Below are 23144 nucleotides of genomic sequence, written 5' to 3'. Positions count from 1 at the left end.
CCCGTCACAATGGACCGAGCGTGCAGCTGCTGCTGCAGTTCGGGCTCGACCATGGCTTGTCGGGGGATCGCTGCCTGCAAGGGACCGGCCTGAACTGGCAGCAACTGGCCAACCCGGGCGCCGTGGTGGAAGCGGAGCAGGAGTTGCGGCTGATACGCAACCTTGTGAATGCGCTGGGACATGCCCCGGGCCTGGGCATCGATGCTGGCCTGCGCTACCGGCTGGCGACCTATGGCATCTGGGGGTTTGCGCTGCTGAGTTGCGCCACGCTGCGCCATGCCATCGGCATGGCGGTGCGCTATCTCGATCTCTCGTATCCGTTTCCCGATATCCACACCGAAGTGGTGGGGGACACGCTGGTTTCCACCCTCGACGACAGCAAGGTGCCGGAAGACGTGCGCACGTTTATCGTCGAGCGCGACTGCGCGAGCATGACGAGCATCATGCGCGACCTGATCCACACCACGTTGCCCGTGCAGAGCGTCAGCCTGCGCATGCCGGAGCCTGCCGATGCTCGCCCCTACCTGGCGCTGTTCGGCATMATGCCGCGCTTCGCGGCTGCGGAGAACCGCATCGTCAAGGACGCATCCGGCTATCTTGACCATCCGCTGCCGGGCGCCAGCGCCGAGGTGGCGAGCCAGTGCGAAGCGCAATGCCAGGCGATGCTCGCCCGCCGGCAGGCGCGCGATGGCCTTGCGGGCAAGCTGCGCGACCGCATGGTGGCCCGGCCGGGCCAGTGGCTGGACATGGAGACGCTAGCCGGAGAACTGCATATGACCTCCCGCACATTGCGCCGCCGCCTGGTGGAGGAGGGCACCAGCTTCCGCCAGCTGCAGGAAGAAGTGCGCGAAGCACTGGCCGAGGAGTTGCTCGCCAGCGGCCTGACGCTGGAGCAGGTGGCCGAAGCGCTCGGCTATGGCGAGGTCTCGAATTTCATCCGCGCCTGCCGGCGCTGGAAGGGCGTCACGCCCAACCGGTATCGGGATCGTCTCCGGCAGGCGGGCTGACCAGGGCAAGGGACCGGCGGCGCCGGATCAGCGCGAGCCGCAGTCGATCTCGATGGTGCTGGCGTTGAGATAGCGGTTCTCGACGATGTGCCGCACCAGTCCGGCGAACTCGGCGGCCTTGCCCATGCGGCGCGGGAACAGCATCTTCTCCAGCAAGCCGTCGGCCACCTTCTGCGGCATGGCGGCCGACATGCCGGATTCKAACAGCCCGGGCGCGATCGACATCACGCGTATGCCGTGTTCGGCCAGGTCGCGCGCGATCGGCAGCGTCATGCCGACCACGCCCGCCTTGCTGGCGCTGTATGCGGCCTGTCCCATCTGGCCGATCCTGGCCGCCATCGACGCGGTATTGACGATCACGCCGCGCTCGCCGCCTTCATCCGGGGTATTGGCACTCATCGCCAGCGCCGCATGGCGAATCACGTTGAACGTGCCGGTGAGGTTGACGCCGAGCACCTGGTTCCACAGGTCCATCGGAAAGAGCTGCCCTTTGGACAGCGTCTTGCTCGGGCCCAGCACGCCCGCGCAGTTGACGGCGACATGGACTGCGCCGTGCGCTTGCAGCGCGGCTTGCACGCCGGCCTTGACGCTGGCCTCGTCGGAAACATCCACGGCGATGGCCGTCATCGCCGGGCCCATTGCCTCGGCGAGCCGGGCGGCATCGCGGTCGAAGCCCACCACCGTGGCGCCGGCCGCGGCCAGTGCCTCGCATGTCGCGAATCCCAGGCCGGAAGCGGCACCGGTGACGATAGCGATCTTGTTCTGAAGGTTCATGTCTGAAGATCCTCTGGAAAAAAACGGGGAAGGGCCGCCAGGGCGGCCCTTCCCCCACGCATCAGGCCGCGTCCGTATTGATTTCAACGACCGCGTCGGCGGCGTACGCGCCCTCGCCCTGCGGCATCGCGAAGACCGGGTTCAGGTCGATCGATTGCAGGCGCGGCCCCGCGGCCACGGCGAAGGCCGACAGGCGCGAGAGCGTGCGCGCCAGCGCCGGGATATCCGCGACCGGCCGGCCCCGCGCGCCCAACAGCAGCGGCGCGCCCTTGATCGAACGGATCATGGTTTCGGCCACGTCCTCGCCGAAGGGGCAGCGGTGGAACACCACGTCCTTGAGCACCTCCACGAATACGCCACCGAGACCGAACATGGCGATCGGGCCGAACACCGGGTCGCGGTTGATCCCCATGATGCATTCGACGCCGCCGCCCAGCTGCTTTGCCACCAGCACGCCTTCGATGCGCGCTTCGGGCGCGGCCTTGGCGGCGCGTTCCATCAGCGTGGCAAAGCCACTGCGCACGGCTGCCTCGTCGCTCACGTTCAGCAGCACGCCGCCGATCTCGGACTTGTGCAGGATGTCCGGGGACAGGATCTTCATCACCACCGGGTAGCCGATCTCGCGCGCCGCCAGCACGGCGGTCTCGACCGCGCTGCAGGCGCTCTCCGGCGCGCTGGCGATGCCGGCTTCGGCCAGCAGCTTCTTGCCCTGCGCCTCGCTGGGCGTCTGCGCCGGCAGGGCCACCGGTCCGACCTGCGGCGCGGGCGCCAGCGGCTGCATGGCGAAGGCGCGGCCGAAACGGCCCATGGCGGCGATCGCGGCGACGGCGCGKGTMGGGTCCTCGAACACCGTAAAGCCCTCGGCCTCGTAGTTGCGCAGTACCTCGCGCGGGCCGCGCAGCACCAGCACATAAAGCCGGTCCGGATAAGCGGCGCGCACCCGTGCGAGCTGCTCGCGCAGCACCGGCGCCACCTGGCCCGTGGTGCCGGCATAGCTGAAGAAGCCCAGCACCGTGCGATAGCCGCCTTCGGTGAGCATCATGTCCATGAACGGCTGCACCAGCGTCGGGTCGTTGATGAACTGCGCCGTGGTGTCAACCGGATTGCGCGGGGCGCAGATGGGCAGCCGCTTGAGCAGCGCGGCCTGCGCGGAGGCGGGCATTTCTGGCATCGGCACGCCGTATTCCTCGGCGGCGTCCGACACGATCACGCCGGCGCCACCGCTGACKGTGATCACGCCCAGCGTGTTGTCGGCCGGGAACACGCTGCGCGTGGCCAGCCGGACAATGTCGAGCATTGCTTCGGTGGTGTAGGCGCGCACCACGCCGAGCTCTTGCAGCACGGCATCGACCACCGCATCGTTGCCGGCGATCGACGCGGTGTGCGACTGTGCCGCGGCGCCACCCACCTCGCTGCGGCCGACCTTCATCATCACCACCGGCTTGCGCGCGGCGCGCGCGGCCTTCAGCGCGTCGACAAGGCCGTCGCCATCGTTGATGCCTTCGGAGTAGAGGGCGATCACATCGGTGTTGGGATCGTCCACCATCAGCCTGACGATCTCGCCGAGCGTCAGGTCGGCCTCATTGCCGGTCATGACGATGTTMGACAGGCCGACATCCGAATCCACCATGGCTGATACCAGGTGGCTGCCGTACGCGCCGGACTGGCTGACGATACCGACCCGGCCGGCGCGCACGTCGTCGATGCCAGCCAGTGAGGAGAAGCTGCCGACAAAGCCGGTATGCAGGTTGACGAGGCCGAGCGAATTCGGCCCGAGCAGGCGCATGCCGGTGCGTCGTGCCGCGGCCACCAGCTCGGCCTGCATGGCCACGCCGTCGCCGCCGACTTCGGCAAAGCCGGCGCTGAACAGGATGGCCGCGGGCACGCCGCGTTCGCCCAGTGCGTTCAGCACTTCCAGCACCTGGCCGGAGGGGACGGCCACGATGGCCACGTCAGGGACTTCCGGCAAGGCCGCGACCGAGGGCCAGGCCTGCAGGCCCTGCACTTCACGGCGATTGGGGTTGACCGGCAGGATGCGTCCCGCATAGCCAAGCTTGCGCATGGAGGCGATCGGCCGGCCGCCGATTCGCAATGGATCGTCCGAGGCGCCGATGATGGCGACCGAACGCGGGTTCAACAGTCGTTCCAGGGAGGCAGTCGTATTCATGGATCAGGCTGGCAGGGTTGTGGGCAGGAGGCAGGAACCGCTGGCCGGATCRGGCAAGCGTGAAGGTCGGCAGCGGCGCGCCGCCGTCCGACGGCGAGAAGCGCAGCTGCACCTTCTGGCCGATCCGGACCGTGTCGAGATCGCAATCGACGATCTGCGTCATCATCGTGACGCCTTCGTCCAGCGCGACGTAGGCCATGCAGAACGGCGTCGGACCGGCGCGCCGCGTGACGCTGAACGAATAGATCGTGCCGCGGCCGCTGGCCTGCTTCCAGTGCGTCGTGCCCAGGCAGAACGGGCACAGCGTGCGCGGGTACCAGTGGGGCTTGCCGCAGCTGTCGCAGTGGCGCACCAGCAGGCGGCCTTCGCGCGCGGCGGCCCAGAATTCCGTGTTGTCGGGATGCTCGGCGGGCGCTTTGAATGGGGTAGGGGTGTAGGGTGTGGTCATGGCTGTGCTCGATGCCTGCAGTCAGGCGTTATTCGCGTTCCAGGATGAGGGTGGCGCTGCCGTGGCGCGAGCCCAGCAGGCCGCCGGTGCCCTGTGCCAGCGCCAGTCCGCAGTTCTTGACCTGCACGGCCGGGTGGGCTTCGCCGCGCAGCTGGCGCACGGCCTCGATCACCTTGGTGATGCCGCCGCGGTTGGCCGGGTGGTTGTTGCACAGGCCGCCGCCGTCAGTGTTGAAGGGCAGCTTGCCGATGCCGGAAATCAGGTTGCCGTCGGCGACGAACTTGCCGCCTTCGCCCTTCTTGCAGAAGCCCAGGTCTTCGAGTTGCATCAGCACCGTGATGGTGAAGCTGTCATAAATCGACGCATACTGGATGTCGGCGGGCGTGACGCCGGCTTCGGCGAAGGCTGCCGCACCGGAGGCGCGGGCCGCGGACCAGGTGAGGTCGACCTTGCCGCCCAGCTGGCCCTTCACATGCTCGCCCGCGCCAAGGATCCTGACCTTCGGCCGGTTCAGCTTCGCCGCGATTTCCGGGCGCGCCACGATCAGCGCGCCGCCGCCGTCCGACACCACGCAGCAGTCCAGCTTGTGCAGGGGGTCCGAGATCATCGGCGAGTTCAGCACGTCTTGCACGGTCACCACGTCGCGCAGCATGGCGTTGGGGTTGTGCTGGGCATGGTGCGAAGCAGCCACCTTGATCCACGCCAGCTGTTCGCTGGTGGTGCCGTACTCGTACATATGGCGCATGGCGACCATGGCGTACGAATTGACCGTAAGCGGGCTGTACGGTGCCTCGAAGGGCAGGTCGGGCAGGTTGTCGCCCCAGTTGCGCGGCTTGGTGCCGCTGGAGCCTTCGKAGCGCGGGCGTCCCGCCAGCGTGATCAGCGCCACGTTGCACTTGCCCATGGCGATGGCCTGCGCGGCGTGCGAGACGTGCGCCAGGTAAGAGGAGCCGCCGGTCTCGGTGGAGTCCACGTGGCGCACGTTCAGGCCGAGGTAGTCGACCATGTTCAGCACGCCCAGGCCCGGGGCATCGCCCGCGCAGAAGTAGCCGTCGACGTCGGCCAGTGTCAGGCCGGCGTCTTCCAGCGCGCCCCTGGCGCATTCTGCGTGCAGCTGGGCCACGGTCTTGTCCGGTGCCTTGCGGGTCGGGTGCTCATAGGCGCCGACGATATAGGCCTTGCCTTTGATGCTCATGCTTGCTTCCTTGGGTCAGTAGGGGGGGAGGACAGGTGTTGCTGGCGTGCGGCCGGCAAACGCCGCGTGCGTCATTCCGGCTCGATGCCGGCCAGTGTGATCAGGCGCTTCCACATCTGCTGGTCGGCGACGATGGTCTGKMGCAGCTCGGCGCCGTTCGCGGGAAAGGCCAGGCTGCCGCGCGCGCCGTAGTGCGCGAGCGCCTCCGGCGAGTTCACGAACTCCAGCGTGTACCGCGCGAGCTTGTCGACGACAGCCTGCGGCGTGCCGGCCGGCGCGAACAGGCCGGTCCAGCTGTTCACCGCTGCCGCCGGCATGCCGGCCTCGGCCATGGTGGGCACGTCCTTGAGCTGCGGCATGCGTGCGTTGGCGGTGACCGCCAGCGCGCGCAGCTTGCCCGACTGCACGTGGGGCACCACGGCCGATACCTCGACGACGCCGTAGTCGACCACGCCGCTCATCAGGTCGGGCAGCAGCGTGCTCATGGCCTTGTAGGKAACGCTCACGGCCTGGATCTTCGCGGCGTCGTTGAACGCGGTGAGGATGGTCCGGTAGCCCGTGCTCGAGGTGCCGAAGTTAAGCGTGCCCGGTTTCGCCCTGGCCGCGGCAACCAGGTCGGCCACCGTGCGGTACGGCGAGGTGGCCGGCACGACCAGCGCGACCGGAATCACCGACATGCGCGCGATCGGCACGAAGTCCTTCAGCGGGTCATAGGGCAGCCGCTTGAAGAGGAAGGGGTTGGCGGCCATGGCGCCGGACGCCGAGAGCAGCAGCGTGTAGCCATCCGGCGCGGACTTGGCGACATAGTCGCAGGCCAGGATCATGTTCGCGCCGGGCTTGTTCTCGACCACGAAGCTCTGCCCGAGTTTCTGTCCCAGGTGCCTGGCCAGCAGGCGCGTGTAGTCATCGGCGCCGGTGCCGGCGCTGGTGATCGAGACGATGCGCACCGGCCGCTCCGGATACGCCTGCGCCGCGGCTGGCATTGGCAGCGCGGGCAGGCAGAGCAACGCAAGCAACGTACGCAAAGGCCCGCGGGCCCGTTCTGCAAAACAGCTCATGTCTTCTCCGTGGTTTTCGTAGCGGCCAGGTGCCCGAGGCGGCCCGGCTTGCTGGTAGCGCGCGATGCGCGTCATGCGGCCTCGGCAGCGGCGCCGCGCTGCCGACGCCAGTGATCAGGCGTCCTGCGCGGCCGGCACGCGCCGGTGCACAGGCCACAGCAGCTTCGCCGCCTCGCCGTCCTCGTGGTAGGTGTGGCAGCTGCCGATCAGCACGGGCTTCGGCATGGGCCCGGTGCCCTCGCCCGGCCAGCGGCCTTTGCGCTCGCGGCGGCCGATGGCCATGGTGGTCTGCGTGGCGGTGGTGGCCAGCGGGCCGAGCAGTTCGGTCAGATGGGTGCAGCCGCGCACGCCGCCCACGATCGCCCTGGCCTGCTGGCGGAAGCCGCCGCGGATCTGCAGGCCTATCAGGCMGGCGTAGGCAGACTCGATCGCGCGGCAGTACTCGGTCGGGCCGGTTTCGATCACGGCCTTCACGTCGTGGATCAGCAGCGCCCGGTCCATCGTCACCACGATGCGCATATGGTGGATGGCGCCGCCCGGCGGCACCTGCTTGAACAACAGGTCGGTTCCGGTGGGGCTGAGGTCGCGCAGTTCGKCCTCGATCTCGAGCATGCCATCGCTGCGCTCGTACCCGTGGCAGGTCACCTGTCGCGTGTGGATGGCGGTCCGGTCAGTCGTGCTGGTCATCATGGTCGGGCTCCATGCCCGCGCGCGCGGCGCGGGCGGCAATTCGGTCGGTCGCTTCAGTTCCACGGCTGTGCCGCCGCATGGCGGCGCGGCCGTCTGGCAGCCTGCACGCGCCGGTGCGCGGCCCAGAACAGCACGCGCAAGGGGAAGCCCCGGCCGCCGCTCATGGCCTGCCGGCAGTGTTCCGGCTGCAGTTCCACTGGCACGCCCAGTTCCGCCGCCGACGCGTAGCAGACGATGCGCATGCGGGCATCGCCGCTGCGCATGCGGTCGCACAGCATGGTGTGCAATGCATCGGCATAGGCCGGCCCGCCGGCGCCGCGGGCCGATTGCCTGGCCTTGCGCTGCAGCTGGCTGCTGAACTGGCGCACCTCCTGCAACAGGTCCATGAGCCGCTCCATCGGCGTAAGGGCCTGCGGCGTCTGGCGCGCTGGCGCCGGCCGGCATTGCGGCAGGGATGGCGGGGCCGGGGTGAGGGGTGCGTCGTACTGCATGGGCTGGTCTCGTCGTTGGCAGCCGCTTCTGGCTGGGGGCTGCGGAATCTTCGGAACAGTGTCACGCAGCGGCCCGGCATTCGCCCCCACTCGACCAAGGGGGGCGGACGCGGGATAAGCCACGCGCCGCGGGATAAGCCCCGCTATCAGCGGTACAGGGTGGCGTAGCCCTTCCGGGGGTGCTTTTGGCGCCACCAGGTCACTGCCGTGTCGCGCCGTGCCTGCGCTCAGGTGGAACATATCCGTCATTTCTACGACCACTGGTAGATAAGTACGAAATGGCGTAGTATCTTTAAGTACGGCATTTGGTGGATTGCTCCGAATTCTCGTAGATGAAAGATGAGCGACAAGAACACATCGCACCTCGGCTGCCCGGCACCGTCCCGGAGCACCGGCGCTGAAATGGAGACTGGAAATGCAAAGATCCGTTGTAAAACGGTGCTGGCGCCTGTGTAAGTGGACACTGGCCGCTACCTGTGCCGCGGCATTCGGAGCCGGCGCCCTGGCGTGGGCAGCGCAGCCCGCACAGGCGCAGGGCACCTATCCCGAAAAGCCGGTCACGCTCGTGGTGCCGGGGCCGCCTGGCGGCATCACCGACCAGCTGGGCAGGCTGGTAGCAGCGCGCATGACGCGTGATGCCGGCATCCGCGTCATTGTCGACAACCGTCCCGGCGCGGGCGGCAACCTGGCCACCGAACTGGCGGCGCGCGCCGAGCCGGACGGATACACGGTGCTGATGGGCACGCAAGGGACCATGGCGAGCAACCAGTACCTGTACAAGGCGCTGCKCTTCGATCCGGCCAGGGACTTCGTCGCCGCGCAGGGGCTGGTTTCCATTCCCAATGTACTGGTCGTGAACAGCCGGCTGCCGTACCAGTCCGTCGGGGAGCTGGTCGGTTTTGCCAAGGCCAATCCCGGCAAGCTGACCGTGTCTTCCGCCGGCAACGGCACCGGCACGCACCTGGCCGCCGAGCTGTTCCAGGCGCAGGCCGGCGTCAGGTTTGTGCATGTCCCGTACAAGGGCAGCGCGCCGTCCATCAATGACCTGCTGGCCGGGCAGGTCGACATGACCTTCGACTATCCGGCGTCCACGCTGGCGCAGATCCAGGCCGGCAAGCTGCGCGCGCTGGCAGTAACGGGCGCCACGCGCCTGCCGGCGCTGCCGCAGGTGCCCACCATCGCGCAGGCCGGCTACCCCGAGGCGGAGTCCACTTCGTGGATCGGCCTGTTCTTCCCGGCGCGCACGCCGGCCGCTGTCGTAGCCAGGTGGCAGGCCGGCATCGGCCGCATGCTGCAGGACCCGGCGGCCGTCGATGCCATCCACAAGATGGGTGGCGTGCCGCTGCCGATGTCCGCTCAGCCGTTCGCTGACTTCGTCAAGGCCGAGCGCAGCAAATGGAAGGCCACCATCCAGCGCTCGGGCGCCACCATCGACTGACCGATATCGGCCCTGGAGATGACAGGTCCAGGGCGCAAGCAGAGGAGACTGAAGACAATGTTGAACCATCGCCACCCAGCCACGGAGGCCGCCCTGACGCACGGCATGCCCGCTACGTCGCCTCGCTACCGTGATGCCGCGCTGCGCACGGCMGACGCCATCCATGTGGCGCGGCCGGACGGCACGCTGCTGCTGCGCGCGGCCACCGAGCCGGTGCCATCCCCMCATCTGGGGTTCAGCGGCTTCGTGCAGGGCTGGGCGCAGCAGCGCGCCGCGCAGACTGCGCTGGCCCAGCGCGACAGCGCCGGCGCGTGGCGCATTCTGTCCTGGGGCGATTTTCACCGGCAGATGCTGGCCGTGGCGGCCGGCTTGCTGGAGATGGGCCTGTCGCGCCAGCAGCCGCTGATGATCCTTTCCGGCAATTCGATCGAGCATGCGCTGCTGGTCGCGGCCGCCGAATATGCMGGCATCCCTTGTGCCGCGACCTCCGCCGCGTATTCGCTGCAGAGCAAGGACTTCGTGCGGCTCAGGGATATCCACCAGCTGCTGGCGCCAGCGGCGGTTTTCGTGCAGTCGGCGCCGCAGTTTGCGCGTGCGCTGGATGCGCTGGCGGTGCCGGCCCGGGCGGTCATCGCGGTGGAGGGCGCGGCCGCGGGGCAGGTGGCATGGGAGGCGCTGCGCGAAACCGCGCTGACGCCRCAGCGCCTGGCGCGGCTCGAGGCCGCGCATGCCGCGGTGCGGCCCGAGCATACCGCGCGCATCTTCTTCACCTCGGGTTCCACCGGTGTGCCGAAGGGCGTGGAGATCTCCTACGCCAGCATCCAGGCCCTGATYGGCCAGTTCCTGTTCGCGCATGCCGCGCCGGTCTACCAGGGCGCGGTGGTGCTGGACTGGCTGCCGTGGAGCCATGTCTTCGGCGGTGTCGGCAACCTCGGCCGTGCCTTTGTGCTGGGTGCTTCCTACTACATCGACGACGGGCGTCCGGTGGCGGGCCAGTTCGCGCGCACGCTGCAGAACCTGCGCGAGGTGTCGCCGACCATGTTCGCCACCGTGCCGGCGGCATGGGCCATGCTGGTGACCGAGCTGGAGCGCGATGACGAACTGGMCCGCGCCTTCTTTGCGAGGCTGATGTTCGTCAGCTTCGGCGGCGCCAGCCTGCCGGCCGACGTCTATGCGCGCTTCCAGGGCCTGGCCGAGCGCATCACCGGCGAGCGCATCCTGTTCACCAGTGGCTTCGGTGCCACCGAGACCACCGCGATGGGCCTGAACTTCAGCCGGCCGACCGACGAGACCGGCAACCTCGGCATGCCGGCGCCCGGCGTCGAAGTCAAGCTGGTGCCGCTCGATGGCGGCGACGGCCGCTATGAAATCCGCATGCGCGGCCGCAATCTGTTCAAGGGCTACCTCGRTCGCGCGGACCTGACCGGAGCCGCCTTCGACGAAGAGGGCTTCTACTGCATGGGCGATGCCGTGCGGCTGGCGGTGGCGCACGCGCCGGCCGAAGGGCTGCGCTATGCCGGGCGCTGCGTGGAGGACTTCAAGCTGGTCAACGGCACCTGGGTGCGCACCGGCGCCGTGCGCGTGGCGCTGCTCGAGCAATGCGCGCCCCTGCTGACCGACGCGGTGATCTGCGGCCATGACCGGGGCTACGTGGCGGCGCTGGCATGGCCCAACGTGGTGGCCTGCCAGGCGCTGGCACCCGAACTGGCCGCCCTGGGCGCCGCGGCGCTGGTATCGCATCCGCTGGTGCTGCAGGCCGTGCAACAGCGCTTGCGCAACGGCGCCGGTGGCGGCGTCAGCCAACAGGTGCGCCGCGTGCTGCTGATGGCCGAGCCGGCGTCGATCGATGCCAATGAAGTGGCCGACAAGGGCTACATCAACCAGGCCACCACGCGCGAACGCCGCAAGCCGCTGATCGAAACGCTGTACCAGGAGCCCGTGCCCGCCGCCGTTGCGGCACAGGGCTGAGGCGCCGAAGCGTCCTGCCGGCGGTGCGCCAACGCACCGCTATCGCATTTCCATGGCTCCAAGCCATCGTCAATCCGCAGAGGCTGTCCATGCGTGTTGCCCCCCGAATCACCCTGACGGAGCAGGAACGCTCCGATCTCGAGGCGCTGACCCGCGCCGCCGACGCGCCGGCCCGGCTGGCGCAGCGCGCGCGCATCATCCTGCTGGCCGCCGATGGCGAGCAGAACAAGGAAATTGCACCGCAACTCGGCGTCGGCCGGGCACAGGTGGCACGCTGGCGCGAGCGCTTTGTGATGGCGGGACTGGGCGGGATCCTGCAGGACCTGCCGCGCGGCGCGCCGCCGGTGAAGGTGGATGTTGCCCGCCTGGCGATGCTGACCCATTGCGAGAACGCAGAAGCGCCACGCAGCTGGAGCACCCGCACCCTTGCCGCCGAACTCGGCGTGAGCGCGGCCAGCGTCTCGCGCCACTGGCGCGCGGCAGGCCTCAAGCCCGGCGCCAGCCGTCACGGCTACGGCATGCCGGCGCAGGAGCTTGCCGGCGCCGCGCCGCAACGGATCGCCCCGGGCGGCGTGGTTCCCCCCGACGCCAGCGCCGKGGATGGCATGGCACCATCCGTCATGAGGCAGGAAGTCATTGCCCTCCATGCCGCGCCGCACGTCCATGCGCTGGTGCTGTCGATCGCAGACGCGGGCGACAGCGATGTGGCCGTGCCGCCCGCGCGGCAGGGCGCTTGCCACATGCGTTCGCTGCCGGCCCATCAGCGCAGCCTCGCGGTCTCGCTGATGACGGCGCTGACGATGCTGGACGGCAGCCTGCCCGATGCGCCGGCAGGTATCGTCCGCGATGAGGCATGGCCGACGTTCCTGCACCGGGCCGACGCCGCGGCGGGGCCCGGATGCCGGCTGCTGGTGCTGGCGGTCAGCCATGCCGGCCACTACGATGCATCGTTGCAGCATTGGTTGCGGCAGCATCCGCGCATCAGCGTGCAGCTCGCGCCCAGCGTGGCGAGCTGGCTGCGCCTGGTGCAGCGCTTCCTGCGCGATGCGCAGGGCCAGGGGCCGGGGGGCGTCCCGGCCGGCTTTCCCGCCGGCATTCCCGAACTGCTCGCGGCCATCGAGTCCGCCATGCAGACCGGCACGGGCACCGCGTATCAATGGATCCGCGGCTCGGCTGACGCGGGGCACGTGCCCGCCGCCGCCGGCCCGACCGGATTGCTGGCGGATGCGTCATCCGCAGAGCGCTTGCCGGGAACGGGCGGCACCGCGGTGCCTGCGCCTGAGTGGCGACCCATTGCCAGCATCAGGGTGCAGCCGCCGCGCGGCGCACGCCAGCTCATGCCGCGCGAGGCGCTGCTGAACCGGCTGCTTGAAGCGCGCCGCCAGCKCTGCGTGGTGATCCAGGGCCATGCCGGCAGTGGCAAGACCAGCACCCTGATGGCGTGGMGCAAGGCCATCCTGCCGCTCGGGTATGACGTGTGCTGGCTGTCGCTGGCGGCGGAGGACAACGAGCCCGCCCGTTTCTTCGACTACCTGCTGGCCAGCATCGGCGAAGCCGACCCCGGCGCCGCCGCCGCCGCCGCGCAGGTGGTCGGCGCCGATTGCAGCGAGGCCGCCATCGAACTCTKGGTGATCACGCTGGTCCAGGCGCTGGCCCAGCGACAGCGCGCGCTGGTGCTGATGATCGATGACCTGCACCAGATCGCCGACACGCGCGTGCTGCAGGCGCTGCAATGGCTCCTGGACTATGCGCCGCCACCGCTGCACCTGGTGTTCAGCTCGCGCAGCGCGCCGGAGCTGTCGATGGAGCGGCTGCGCCTGCAGGGCACGGTGGCGGAGTTCGGCATGCGCGACCTGCGCTTTACGCAGGACGAGTCGGAACGCTTCCTGCGCGAGCAGCTCGGCGCCATCGGCAGCAGCGATGCCGCTGCGCTGCATGCGCTCACGGACGGCTGGGTGGCGGGGCTGCAGCTCTTTKCCGTCGACCTGCGCACGCGGCAGGGCGGCAGGTCCGCGCTGACGCGCATGCAGGATACCGGCGCATTTGCCGGCTATTTCGGGCGCGAGRTGCTGGCGCGGCTGGCACCGGCCGACCTGGACATGCTGGTCAGCGTGGCCATCTGCCAGCGCTTCAGCGCACCGCTTTGCGCGGACATTGTCGGGCCCCTTGCGGGCATTGCCCAGATCCAGTCCCGGCTGGGCCGGCTGGTGGCCGACCATCTGTTCATCACCTCGGAAGACGGTGCCGACCACGAGACGTGGTACCGCATCCATCCATTGCTGCGTGAAACGCTGCTCGACCGCCTGGCCGGCCGCGGCGAGGCCGGGCAGCGCGCGCTGCACGCCGCGGCATGGCGCTGGTTCGAGCGCCGCGGGCACCTGGACGAGGCCGTGTTCCATGCCGTCAGCGCCGGCCACGCCGACATGGCGGCGGGCATGGTCGAAGGCTGCGCGCACGCGCTGCTGTCGCGCGGCAAGCTGCACCAGGTGGCGGGGCTGATGCGCATGCTGCCGACGGAGCAGGTGGAGGGGCGTTTCGGCCTGCATGTCGTCAATGCCTATCTGCAGCTCTACGCCCGGGATTTCGACCAGTTGCAGCGCAGCCTGGACCAGATGGAATMGCAGCAGGACCGGCTGGATGCGCGCGAGTGCTACACGCTGTGCCTGTTGCGGGCTGGGCTGGCCCTGCAACTGGATAACACCGACGCGGCGACGGCCATGCTGCCGCGCCTGTGGGACGTGCCGGACGACATCGATGATTTTGCCTGGCATTCGCGTGGCAATGTGTTGTCATGGCTTCTCACCGCGCGCGGCGACTACGGCCTGGCCCGCAGCGTGCTGGAAGAAGCCGAGATGCGCACCGGCGCGCCGCGCAGCGGCCAGCTCGGCCGCTGCATCCATGCCATCAGCCTGGCGCGCGAGGGCAAGCTCAAGCTGGCCGGCAAGATCGTACGCGAGGTGATGGAAGAAGCCGAGCGCCACGGTGCCGCCTACGTTGGCCTGGCCTGCATGGCCGCCGGGCTGCTGGCCGATACCCTGTATGAGCTGAACGAAACCGAGGCAGCCTGCCAGTTGCTCGAGCCGCGCATCGAGGTGCTCGAGCGCGTGTCGCTGCCGGAGATCGTGCTGCGCGCTTGCCTGGTGCTGTCCAATGCGCACTGGCTCGCGGGCCGCCATGCGCAGGCGCTGGCTTACCTGGACCGGCTCGAGGCGTATGCGGTGCGCTACGGCCTGGACCGGCTGCTTGCCGAGGCGCTGGTGCTGCGGCTGCGCCGCCATCTGCAGCGCGACGAGATGGAGCGCGCCAATGTGGTGCTGGAGTGCATCCAGGGCCTGGCGGAGCGCTATGCCGGGGCCGGCCCGGAGCGGGCGGCCCAGACTGCGCGGGCGGCCGCGCGCGCCGGCGTCGACATGGCGCTGCACACCAAGGACTATGCCAACGCGATCGAGCGCATCCAGCTCTTGCTCGCCGGCAGCGAGCAGGCGCTGGGCGCGGTCAGCCTGCGGCTGCAGCTCGCCATCGCGCGCCTGGGCCTCGGCGAGGCGCAGGCCGCGCGCCAGGACTTCGTCCACGCCGTGCGCGAAGGCCACCGGCTCGGGCTGACACGGACGCTTCTCGATGTCCTGGAAGGCACGCCCGACCGGTTCAGCCGCCTTGTCCATGACGCCGTGGGCGAGCCCGTGCTGGCGTTCTACGTCGAGCGCCTGCAGCAGGCGTCGGGCAGCGCCGCGGCGCGGCAGGAACAGGTGCCCGACAGCGGGGCCGCGAGCCCCATGGCCGCGTTGAGCGAGCGCGAGCGCGAGATCCTGGTGCTGGTGGCGCAGGCGATGTCAAACAAGAAGATTGCCAAGGTGCTCAATGTCTCGGCCGAGACCGTMAAATGGCATCTCAAGAACATCTACGCCAAGCTCGGTGTCGGCGGCCGCGGCGGGGCGGCAGCGCGCATGCGCGACCTGAGCGCCACGGTGCCGGCGCAGGCGTGATTGCGCGGGGGGCAGCGCTGTATCCCGCTCCATAAGCACCGTTCTGGAGMGCCCCCCGGGTTGGGGAGTGCTCGCCGGCGTGCCGGCCGCAATCATGTTCACCGAGGCAGCAACCCATCCAGCCTGCCGATAGCCTGAACAAATMGATCCATTCTGGAGTATCAAACATGAGCTTGCTCGAAGGGAAAGTCATCATCGTGACCGGCGCGGGTGCCGGCGTAGGCAAGGGGATTGCGCAGGAAGCCGCGCGCCAGGGCGCCCKGGTGATCGTCAACGACCTCGGCGTCAATATCKATGGCTCCGGCGGCAGCGCCGGACCGGCCCAGCAGGCCGTCGACGAGATCCGCGCGGCCGGCGGCGAGGCCGCCGCCAATACCGACAGCGTGGCCGACTGGGCCTCGGCGCAGAAGATCGTGCAACAGGCGCTGGACCTGTACGGCCGCGTCGACGGCGTGGTCAACAATGCCGGCAACCTGCGCGACATCATCTTCCACAAGATGAGCGAGGACGACTTCGACGCCGTGATCCGCGTGCACCTGAAGGGCAGCTGGAATGTCTCGCGCGCCGTCGCGCCGCACTTCAAGGCGCAGGAGGGCGGCGCCTTCGTGCACATGACCTCCACCTCCGGACTGATCGGCAACTTCGGCCAGGCCAACTACGCGGCGGCCAAGCTCGGCATCGTCGGCCTGTCCAAGTCMATCGCCGTGGACATGCAGAAGTTCAATGTGCGCTMGAACTGCATCGCGCCGTTCGCGTTCACGCGCATGGTCGGCAGCATCCCGACCAACACGCCGGAAGCGGCCGAGCGCATGAAGATCAATATGCGCCTCGAAGCCGGCAAGATCGCGCCGTTCACGCTCGCGCTGCTGACGGATCAGGCAAAGCAGGTTACCGGCCAGATCTTCGGCGTGCGCAACAACGAGGTCTACCTGTTCTCGCAGCCGCGCCCGATCCGCACCGCCCACAACAGCGAAGGCTGGACCGTGGAGTCGTGCGTGGAGCGCGCCATCCCGATGTTCGAGGGCTCGTTCTTCAAGCTGGACCTGTCGCGCGATGTGTTCGGCTGGGACCCGGTCTGACCACCAGCCCTGAAGCCGACGCGGCGGCAATCGCCCTGGCGGGCCTGCCAGCCGCGTCCGAGGAGACAAAGCATGGATTTTCAACGTGACCTGGGCCTGGAGGCCTTCCGCGAGCGGGTTCGCGCCTTCCTGCGCGAGAACCTGCCCGCCGGACTGAGCGGGCGCATCCGCATCGGCACGCGCTCGCCCAAGCCGGAGCTCACGCGCTGGCAGCGCATCCTGAACGAGAAGGGGTGGGGCGCGCCTTACTGGGCCACCGAGCATGGCGGCACCGGCTGGAGCGTGATGCAGCGCCTGGTATTCGACGAGGAATGCACGGCGGTCGGCGCGCCGTCGCAGGACACCGGCGCGCAGAAGCTGCTTGGCCCGGTGCTGAACGCTTTCGGCTCGCCCGAGCAGAAGGCCGAGCACCTGCCGCATATCTTCAGCGGCGCACGGCAGTGGTGCCAGGGCTTCTCCGAGCCGGGCTCCGGCTCCGACCTGGCATCGCTGCGCACCAGCGCCGTGCGCGACGGCGACCACTACGTGGTCAACGGCCAGAAGATCTGGACCAGCTACGCGCACCGCGCGGACTGGATCTTCCTGCTGGTGCGCACCGATACCGAGGTCAGGAAGCAGGCCGGCATCAGCTTCCTGCTGGTCGACATGAAGACGCCGGGCATCACCGTGCGCCCGATCGTCACCATCGATGGCTGCCACCACCTGAACGAGACCTTCTTCGACAACGTGCGCGTACCGGTGAAGAACCTGGTGGGCGCCGAGGGCGAAGGCTGGAAGATCACCAAGTTCCTGCTCAACAACGAACACGCCACCGCCGCCGACCTGCCGATGCTGCGCCGCTACCTGACGCAGATCCGCGCGCTGGCAACGCACCGCCATCCGGGCGGCAGCATGCTGCTGGAGCGCCATGAGTTTGCGCTGCAGCTGGCTCGCTTCGAGGCGGAGCTTGCCGCGATTGCCACGCTGGTGCAGCGCGTGGCGGCGCTCGAAGAGGACCACAGTCCCGCCGCGCATGCGATGGGATCGATCCTGAAGATCCGCGGCACCGAGCTGCAGCAGAAGATGAGCTGCTTCCTGTCCGAAGCGCTGGGGGATCACGGCGCCGTGGCATATCCGACGCCGCAGGACGGGGATGCCGCGGCGCCGCTGCCGGGCCAGGACGTCGCCCGCGGCATCACCAACGAGATGTTCTTCCGCCGTGCCTCGACGATCTATGGCGGTACCAGTGAGGTGCAGCGTTCCATCATCGCAAAGTCAATGTTCCAACTCTGAAGGCACTGACCGATCATGAATTTCAATTTGACTGACGAACAGCGCTTGCTGCAGGACAGCGTGCGCCGCTTTGTCGACAGGGACTACGCCTTCGAGGCGCGCACGGCGCGGGTCAAGTCCGCCGAGACCTKCAACGCCCGGCACTGGGCGACCTTTGCCGACAACGGCTGGCTCGCGGCGGCGCTGCCGGAGGCGGCCGGGGGGCTKGGCGGCTCGATCATCGATACCGTGCTGATCGCCACTGAACTAGGCCGCGGCCTGGTGGTGGAGCCCTACCTCGGCAGCGCGGTGCTGGCGGCACAGACCCTGGCGGCGGCCGCCAGCCCCGCGCAGCTGGACGCCTTGGTGCCAGCGCTGGCGGACGGGTCGCGCCGCTTCGCACTGGCCTACAGCGAAGCGGAGTCGCGCGGTCTGCCGGAACCTGTGGCGATGCGCGCCGAACCGGCGCCCGGCGGCTACCACCTGCAGGGCACCAAGACGCTGGTGCTCGGGGGCGGCGATGCCGATGCCTTTATCGTGTCAGCGGTGCTGCCCGGCAAGTCCGGCTCGGTCGGGCTGTGCAGCCTGTTCCTGGTGCCGGCCGACGCTGCCGGCGTGCAGGCGGTGGCCTTGCCGCTGCATGACGGCAGCCGGGCCGCGGAGGTGACGTTCCGCCAGGTGTTCGTCCCGGCCGACGCGCTGCTCGGCGACGCCGGCGGCGCACAGGCTGCGCTGCGCCACGGCCTCACGCACGGCATCGCCGCGCTGTGCGCCGAGCTGATCGGCGGCATGGAGAAGACGATCGAGATCACGGCCGAGTACCTCAAGGTGCGCAAGCAGTTCGGCGTGCCCATCGGCAGTTTCCAGGCGCTGCAGCACCGCATGGCGGACATGGCAGCCGAACTCGAAGTGGCGCGCTCGATGCTGTACGCGCTGCTGGCCTCGATCGAGAACGACGGCGAGGCCGAGCTGGCCCGCACGGTGTCGCAGGCCAAAGCCCTGATCGGCCGCGCCGCGCGCTATGTCAGCGGGCAGGGCATCCAGCTGCACGGCGGCATCGGCATGACCGAGGAGTACACCGTGGGCCATTACTTCAAACGCGCTGTGGTGGCGGACGTGCTGTTCGGCAACGCAGACCTGCATGAGGCTTGCAACGCGCGCGCGCTGCAAGCATCCCTGGGCGAAGAGGAAACGCAAGCATGAAGATCTACGAGAACATCAGTGACCTGAAGCCGCTGGTCGGCGAATCCATCGGGACCAGCGAATGGCTGGTGCTGGAGCAGGATCGCATCAACCTGTTTGCCGATGCGACCGGCGATCACCAGTGGATCCACGTCGACACCGAACGTGCCAAGAGCGGGCCGTTCGGCGCGCCGATCGCGCACGGGTTCCTCACGCTGAGCCTGCTGCCGGCGTTTTCGCATACCGCCTACAAGATCAGGAACAGCAGCACCGGGGTCAACTACGGCCTGGACAAGGTGCGATTTCCCGCGCCGGTTCCGGTMGGCAGCCTGCTGCGCGCGCATTTCAGGCTGGTGTCGTTCGACCCGCTGGACAACGGTGGCGCGCAGCTCAAGCTGGAGATGCTMGTGGAGCGCGAAGGCGGCAGCAAGCCGGTCTGCATTGCGGAATCGATTATGAGGCGGTATCCCTGAGCATCGGGMTGACGGACGGAACTTCGCGTCCTCCCAGCATGAAAACCGGCGCCCGTGCGGCGCCGTTTTTTCCTATAAGACCCGCTGCCCCGCGGGGCAGTACACACGAGGAGGAGACACCATGCACCATGGCATTTCACCGCTGCGACGCCGGATCCTGGCCGCCGCCGCCAGCGGCATGCTGGCGGCGCTCGCAACGCCGGCCGGCGCGCAGGCACAGCGCTACCCCGAGCACGTCATCAAGATCGTGTCCGTGGCGAGTCCTGGCACCGGCATCGATGACTACACCCGCCTGCTGGCGAAGTTCCTTGCCCAGAAGCTGGGGCAGAGCGTAGTGKTGGAGAACCGGCCCGGCGCCAACATGATCATTGCCAGTGACTATGTGGCCAAGGCGGCGCCGGACGGCTACACGCTGCTGCTGACCGCATCCAGCGCGATGTCGGCCAACCCCTATCTCTTCAAGCAACTGCCGTACAACCCCGGCAAGGACTTTGTCCCGGTCGCGCGGATGTCGTCGTTGCCGGTCGCGCTGGTGGTGGGCGCAAGTGCGCCGTACAAGTCGGTGACGGAGCTCGTCAACGCGGCACGCGCCCGGCCCGGCAAGCTCAACGGCGCCAGCAGCAGCACMGGCTACCGGCTGATGGCGGCGGCGTTCGCGGAGGCGGCGGGCATCAAGACGACGGATGTGCCCTACAAKGCGACCGCGACACTGTTGCCTGACCTGATCGGCGGCAACGTGGATTTCGCCATGGTCGAGTTCACGGCGGCGATGCCGCTGATCCAGTCGAACAAGCTGCGTGCGCTGGCCGTGCTCAGTCCGCGGCGCGTCACGCTGATGCCGGATGTGCCGACCTTGTCCGAAGCCGGCATGCAGAACAGCCCGGTGGTGGAGGCGGTGTCGCGCATCAACTGGAGCGGGCTGTTCGCCCCTGCGGGCACGCCGGCGCCGATCGTGGACAGGCTTGCCAGGCTTACGCTGGAGTTCGTCGCCTCGCCGGAGGCGATGACGCACTATGCCAGCCGCGGCAGCCTGCCCAACCCCGGCACCGGGGCCGAGCTGGGCAAGTCCGTGGTGGCGGACCAGCKGACGTGGAAGCAACTGATCGCAGCGGCCGGCATGCAGCCCGAATAGCCGTTCCCGCMAACGGCCGCCTTCCCGGCCTTCCAGCGCATTGCGCGCTGTTCGCAGGAGTCCTTCGGGCGGCATGCCGAAGGACTCCTTTGCCTTGTGCGGCGTCAGAAACTGAACAGCGACCTGGCGATGATGGAGCGCTKGACTTCGCTGGTGCCGCCGTAGATGGTGGTGGCGCGGCGGAAGAACATCTCGGCGGCCATGCCCTGCGCGGTGTGCGCCATGGGCAGCGGCGGCCGCMGTGCATCCGCTTCGGCGTGGGTGCCCGGATACGCGACGGCACCGTGATCGCCCAGCGTTTCGACGAGGAACTCGCTCATCCGTTGCTGCAGTTCGGTGCCGCGGATCTTCAGCATGGAGCCCATCGCATGGGCCGCCGGGCTGTGGTCCTGCTCCATCGCCGCCACGCGCTGGACCATGATGGTGATGGCTTTTAGCTCGGCCTCATAGCGTGCCAGGCGCAGCAGGAACGCGTGCCGGCCGGCCAGCGTCGCGCCGCCTGCCCGCGCGGTGTGCGACAGCGACCGGATCTGGCCCTGCAGGCGCCGCAGCGTGGGCAGGTCGGCGGTGGAGGCGTGTTCGTTGTTGAGGAGGAACTTGGTGATCTTCCAGCCTTCGCCTTCGGCGCCCACCAGGTTCTTCACCGGCACGCGCACGTTGTCGAAGAAGGTCTCGTTCAGGTGGTGGCAGCCGTCGATGCTGATGATCGGACGCACGGTGATGCCCGGCGTCTTCATGTCGACCAGCAGGAAGCTGATGCCGGCCTGCTTCCTGGCGCTGGCATCGGTGCGCACCAGCAGGAAGATCCAGTCCGCATGATGGGCATAGCTGGTCCAGATCTTCTGGCCGTTGACCACGTAGTGCTCTGCGTMGCGCACGGCGCTGGTGCGCAGCGATGCCAGGTCGGAGCCGGAACCCGGTTCGGAGAAGCCCTGGCACCAGAGGCGCTCGCCGCTGAAGATCGGCGGGAGGTGCTCGGCCTTCTGCTCCGGCGTGGCGAAATGGTTCAGCACCGGGCCCACCAGCTTCTGCGCGAACGAATCCTGCGAAGGGGCGCCGGCCGCTGCGCATTCCTCGTCGAATACCAGGCGCTGCGGCACGCTCCAGCCGGTGCCGCCATGCTCGTTCGCCCAGTAGGGCGCACCCCAGCCCTGGGCAGCGAGGATGCGCTGCCAGCGCACCACGTCTGCACGTGGCGAGCGCAGGCCGTCCTTGCGGCGCGGCAGGTCGGCCGGCAGGTGATGGCGCAGGAAGCCGCGCACCTCCTGGCGGAACGCATCGAGATTGGGGTCGGGGGCAAAGTTCATGAAGGCTCTCCAGTGGATCGGCGGCCCGCGGGGCTCGCCTGCATTTCCGATGCCTTCCACATTAAGCGGGAGCCGCTCCGGCATCGCCCCCCACCACTGGGGGCGATGCGCGCGCATAGGCGCCGGTTCATCKGCAACGCGCGCCTGGCCCCCTTTGATGAGGGGKGCGGTGCGGCGGTGCGGCGCGCCACACTGCTGGCATGGGCTACACGGCGCGCGCGCGCTGCCGGCGAGCCGCGCGCTTATCCACTCCCCGGAGGACACACGACGATGCAGGCCCAGCAGATMCCATTGCGCCACAGCCACCTGGCCATTGACGACGGCGTGGCGGTATTCACGCACCAGCGTCCGGCGTCGCRCAACGCCCTGACGCTGCAGATGCGCMAGGATTATCACGACATGCTCGACCGCGTGGAGGATGACCGCAGCATTCGCGCACTGATCCTGACCGGCTCCGGCGGCAGCTTCTGCGCGGGCGGGGACCTGAAATCGATCCAGGCGATCTTCTCCAGCCCCGACCCCTCGGCGCGCGCACCGGAKGCGATGCGCCGTCGGCTGCAGGACATCCACAAATGGCTGCGGCGGCTGCGCGACCTCGAGATCCCCGTGATCGCGGCGGTGGACGGGCCGGCCGCGGGCGCGGGCTTTTCGCTGGCCCTGGCGGCGGATTTCGTGCTGGCGTCGGAGCGCGCTTCGTTMTGCATGTCGTTCGCCAAGGTCGGATTGCTGCCCGACATGGGTTCGCTCTATGCGCTGCCGCGGGCCGTGGGGATGATGCTGGCCAAGGAACTGATGTTCACCGGGCGGCGCCTTGCAGTGACCGATGCGCAGCGCTGCGGCATCGTGCATGCGGTCCATCCGGCCGACCAGCTCGACGCGCAGGCGCGCCGGTTCGCGCAGCGCTTCGTGGACGCGCCGCAGGAAGCGCTGGCGCTGATGAAGCGCGCGCTCAACCGGACTTTCGAAAGTTCCTACGACACCTTGCTCGACCTGGAATGCCAGGCGCAGGCGCTGGCGTCGGCGGTGCCGTACTACGCCGAGGCGGTGGACGCGTTCCTGCAGGGCAAGCCGGCGCGCTTCGACTGGGATCGCGATACGCGTGCCTGATGGGCGCGCGGCCGGCGCTTGCGCATCAAACCGACCATAAGGCCGCGCCGTGTCGGCGCATATCTGCCMGCTGCCGGCGGCCCGTTTCGCGAGAGATGGTGTGTAAGCCGGCGCGGGCGCGGTTCGCAGCGCCGCAACCAGGCTGTCTCCACGCCCGTCACGGTCAAATGTGGCGGGGTGTTCGCTCCGGCGTGATGCCGGAGCTTTTTTTTGCCCATGGCCGGCGCCCTGGCCTTCCGCCCGCCGGTTTTGTCGCCCCTCGACATGAGGGGGGGGTGTGGGGAGGGCCAACGCCTCCCGACAGGGGGGCGCTAGTTGTCCCTGCAGTGTTCTCCTTGCAAGTGCGCACACGGCAAGCCGTTGTGCGCCGCGCTTCAGGAGGAGGCGTGGCCCG

General features: G+C 68.9%; 17 protein-coding genes and 1 pseudogene. 10 read left to right on the top strand and 8 right to left on the bottom strand.

Annotated features, from left to right (window positions below):
- Positions 1-20 precede the first annotated feature (20 nt).
- Complete coding sequence (locus tag AC1DKV_RS02580) at positions 21-1007, top strand: AraC family transcriptional regulator (protein WP_441613506.1); 987 nt, start codon at positions 21-23, stop codon at positions 1005-1007.
- A gap of 27 nt (positions 1008-1034) precedes the next feature.
- Here AC1DKV_RS02580 and AC1DKV_RS02575 read toward each other — a convergent pair whose 3' ends face one another.
- The 7 genes and pseudogenes from AC1DKV_RS02575 to AC1DKV_RS02545 form a co-directional block, all read right to left on the bottom strand.
- Positions 1035-1781, bottom strand: coding sequence for an SDR family NAD(P)-dependent oxidoreductase (locus AC1DKV_RS02575; protein ID WP_477137397.1), 747 nt, complete (start codon positions 1779-1781; stop codon positions 1035-1037).
- A gap of 61 nt (positions 1782-1842) precedes the next feature.
- Positions 1843-3948 carry an acetate--CoA ligase family protein gene (locus AC1DKV_RS02570; RefSeq protein WP_477137396.1) on the bottom strand — a complete coding sequence of 702 codons (2106 nt, stop codon included), beginning with the start codon at positions 3946-3948 and terminating at the stop codon, positions 1843-1845.
- Between the two features lie 52 nt (positions 3949-4000).
- Positions 4001-4396 (bottom strand): annotated as a pseudogene (locus tag AC1DKV_RS02565) (Zn-ribbon domain-containing OB-fold protein); the annotation flags it as partial.
- Between the two features lie 28 nt (positions 4397-4424).
- Positions 4425-5591: a thiolase domain-containing protein gene (locus tag AC1DKV_RS02560; protein ID WP_477137395.1), complete on the bottom strand. Its 1167-nt coding sequence runs from the start codon at positions 5589-5591 to the stop codon at positions 4425-4427.
- Between the two features lie 71 nt (positions 5592-5662).
- On the bottom strand, positions 5663-6649 hold the full coding sequence (locus AC1DKV_RS02555) for a Bug family tripartite tricarboxylate transporter substrate binding protein (protein ID WP_477137394.1): 987 nt from the start codon (positions 6647-6649) through the stop codon (positions 5663-5665).
- A gap of 114 nt (positions 6650-6763) precedes the next feature.
- Entirely contained in the window at positions 6764-7339 is a 576-nt protein-coding gene (locus AC1DKV_RS02550) for a DUF2889 domain-containing protein (protein ID WP_477137393.1), read from the bottom strand.
- A gap of 53 nt (positions 7340-7392) precedes the next feature.
- Complete coding sequence (locus AC1DKV_RS02545; RefSeq protein ID WP_441613513.1) at positions 7393-7725, bottom strand: hypothetical protein; 333 nt, start codon at positions 7723-7725, stop codon at positions 7393-7395.
- Positions 7726-8245: 520 nt separating this feature from the next.
- Between AC1DKV_RS02545 and AC1DKV_RS02540 the strand changes: the two genes are divergently transcribed.
- The 8 genes from AC1DKV_RS02540 (at position 8246) to AC1DKV_RS02505 (ending at position 20336) form a co-directional block, all read left to right on the top strand.
- Positions 8246-9268: a Bug family tripartite tricarboxylate transporter substrate binding protein gene (locus AC1DKV_RS02540; RefSeq protein WP_477137392.1), complete on the top strand. Its 1023-nt coding sequence runs from the start codon at positions 8246-8248 to the stop codon at positions 9266-9268.
- A 57-nt stretch (positions 9269-9325) separates the two neighbouring features.
- Positions 9326-11236, top strand: coding sequence for an AMP-binding protein (locus tag AC1DKV_RS02535; RefSeq protein WP_477137391.1), 1911 nt, complete (start codon positions 9326-9328; stop codon positions 11234-11236).
- 89 nt (positions 11237-11325) lie between these two features.
- Positions 11326-15219 carry a LuxR C-terminal-related transcriptional regulator gene (locus tag AC1DKV_RS02530; RefSeq protein ID WP_477137390.1) on the top strand — a complete coding sequence of 1298 codons (3894 nt, stop codon included), beginning with the start codon at positions 11326-11328 and terminating at the stop codon, positions 15217-15219.
- Between the two features lie 167 nt (positions 15220-15386).
- Positions 15387-16298: an SDR family NAD(P)-dependent oxidoreductase gene (locus AC1DKV_RS02525; RefSeq protein WP_477137389.1), complete on the top strand. Its 912-nt coding sequence runs from the start codon at positions 15387-15389 to the stop codon at positions 16296-16298.
- A 72-nt stretch (positions 16299-16370) separates the two neighbouring features.
- Entirely contained in the window at positions 16371-17570 is a 1200-nt protein-coding gene (locus tag AC1DKV_RS02520) for an acyl-CoA dehydrogenase (protein WP_441613518.1), read from the top strand.
- Between the two features lie 15 nt (positions 17571-17585).
- On the top strand, positions 17586-18752 hold the full coding sequence (locus AC1DKV_RS02515; protein WP_477137388.1) for an acyl-CoA dehydrogenase family protein: 1167 nt from the start codon (positions 17586-17588) through the stop codon (positions 18750-18752).
- Positions 18749-19204, top strand: a complete 456-nt coding sequence (locus AC1DKV_RS02510; RefSeq protein WP_441613520.1) for a MaoC family dehydratase — start codon at positions 18749-18751, stop codon at positions 19202-19204. Before AC1DKV_RS02515 ends, AC1DKV_RS02510 begins: the two co-directional genes overlap by 4 nt.
- A 121-nt stretch (positions 19205-19325) precedes the next feature.
- Complete coding sequence (locus AC1DKV_RS02505) at positions 19326-20336, top strand: Bug family tripartite tricarboxylate transporter substrate binding protein (RefSeq protein WP_477137387.1); 1011 nt, start codon at positions 19326-19328, stop codon at positions 20334-20336.
- A 104-nt stretch (positions 20337-20440) separates the two neighbouring features.
- Here the strand turns inward: AC1DKV_RS02505 and AC1DKV_RS02500 are convergent, their stop codons facing one another.
- The gene (locus AC1DKV_RS02500) at positions 20441-21643 is read right to left on the bottom strand and encodes an acyl-CoA dehydrogenase (RefSeq protein ID WP_477137386.1); all 1203 of its coding nucleotides are present in this window, start codon (positions 21641-21643) and stop codon (positions 20441-20443) included.
- Positions 21644-21913: 270 nt separating this feature from the next.
- On the opposite strand from AC1DKV_RS02500, the gene AC1DKV_RS02495 reads away from it, so the two are divergent.
- Positions 21914-22750 carry an enoyl-CoA hydratase/isomerase family protein gene (locus AC1DKV_RS02495; protein ID WP_477137385.1) on the top strand — a complete coding sequence of 279 codons (837 nt, stop codon included), beginning with the start codon at positions 21914-21916 and terminating at the stop codon, positions 22748-22750.
- The last annotated feature ends 394 nt before the right edge of the window (positions 22751-23144 follow it).

This window comes from Cupriavidus sp. 05T41 (genome assembly GCF_056396525.1).
The sequence above is the reverse complement of the archived record's forward strand: the minus strand, read 5'-3'. Positions and strand labels throughout refer to the sequence as shown.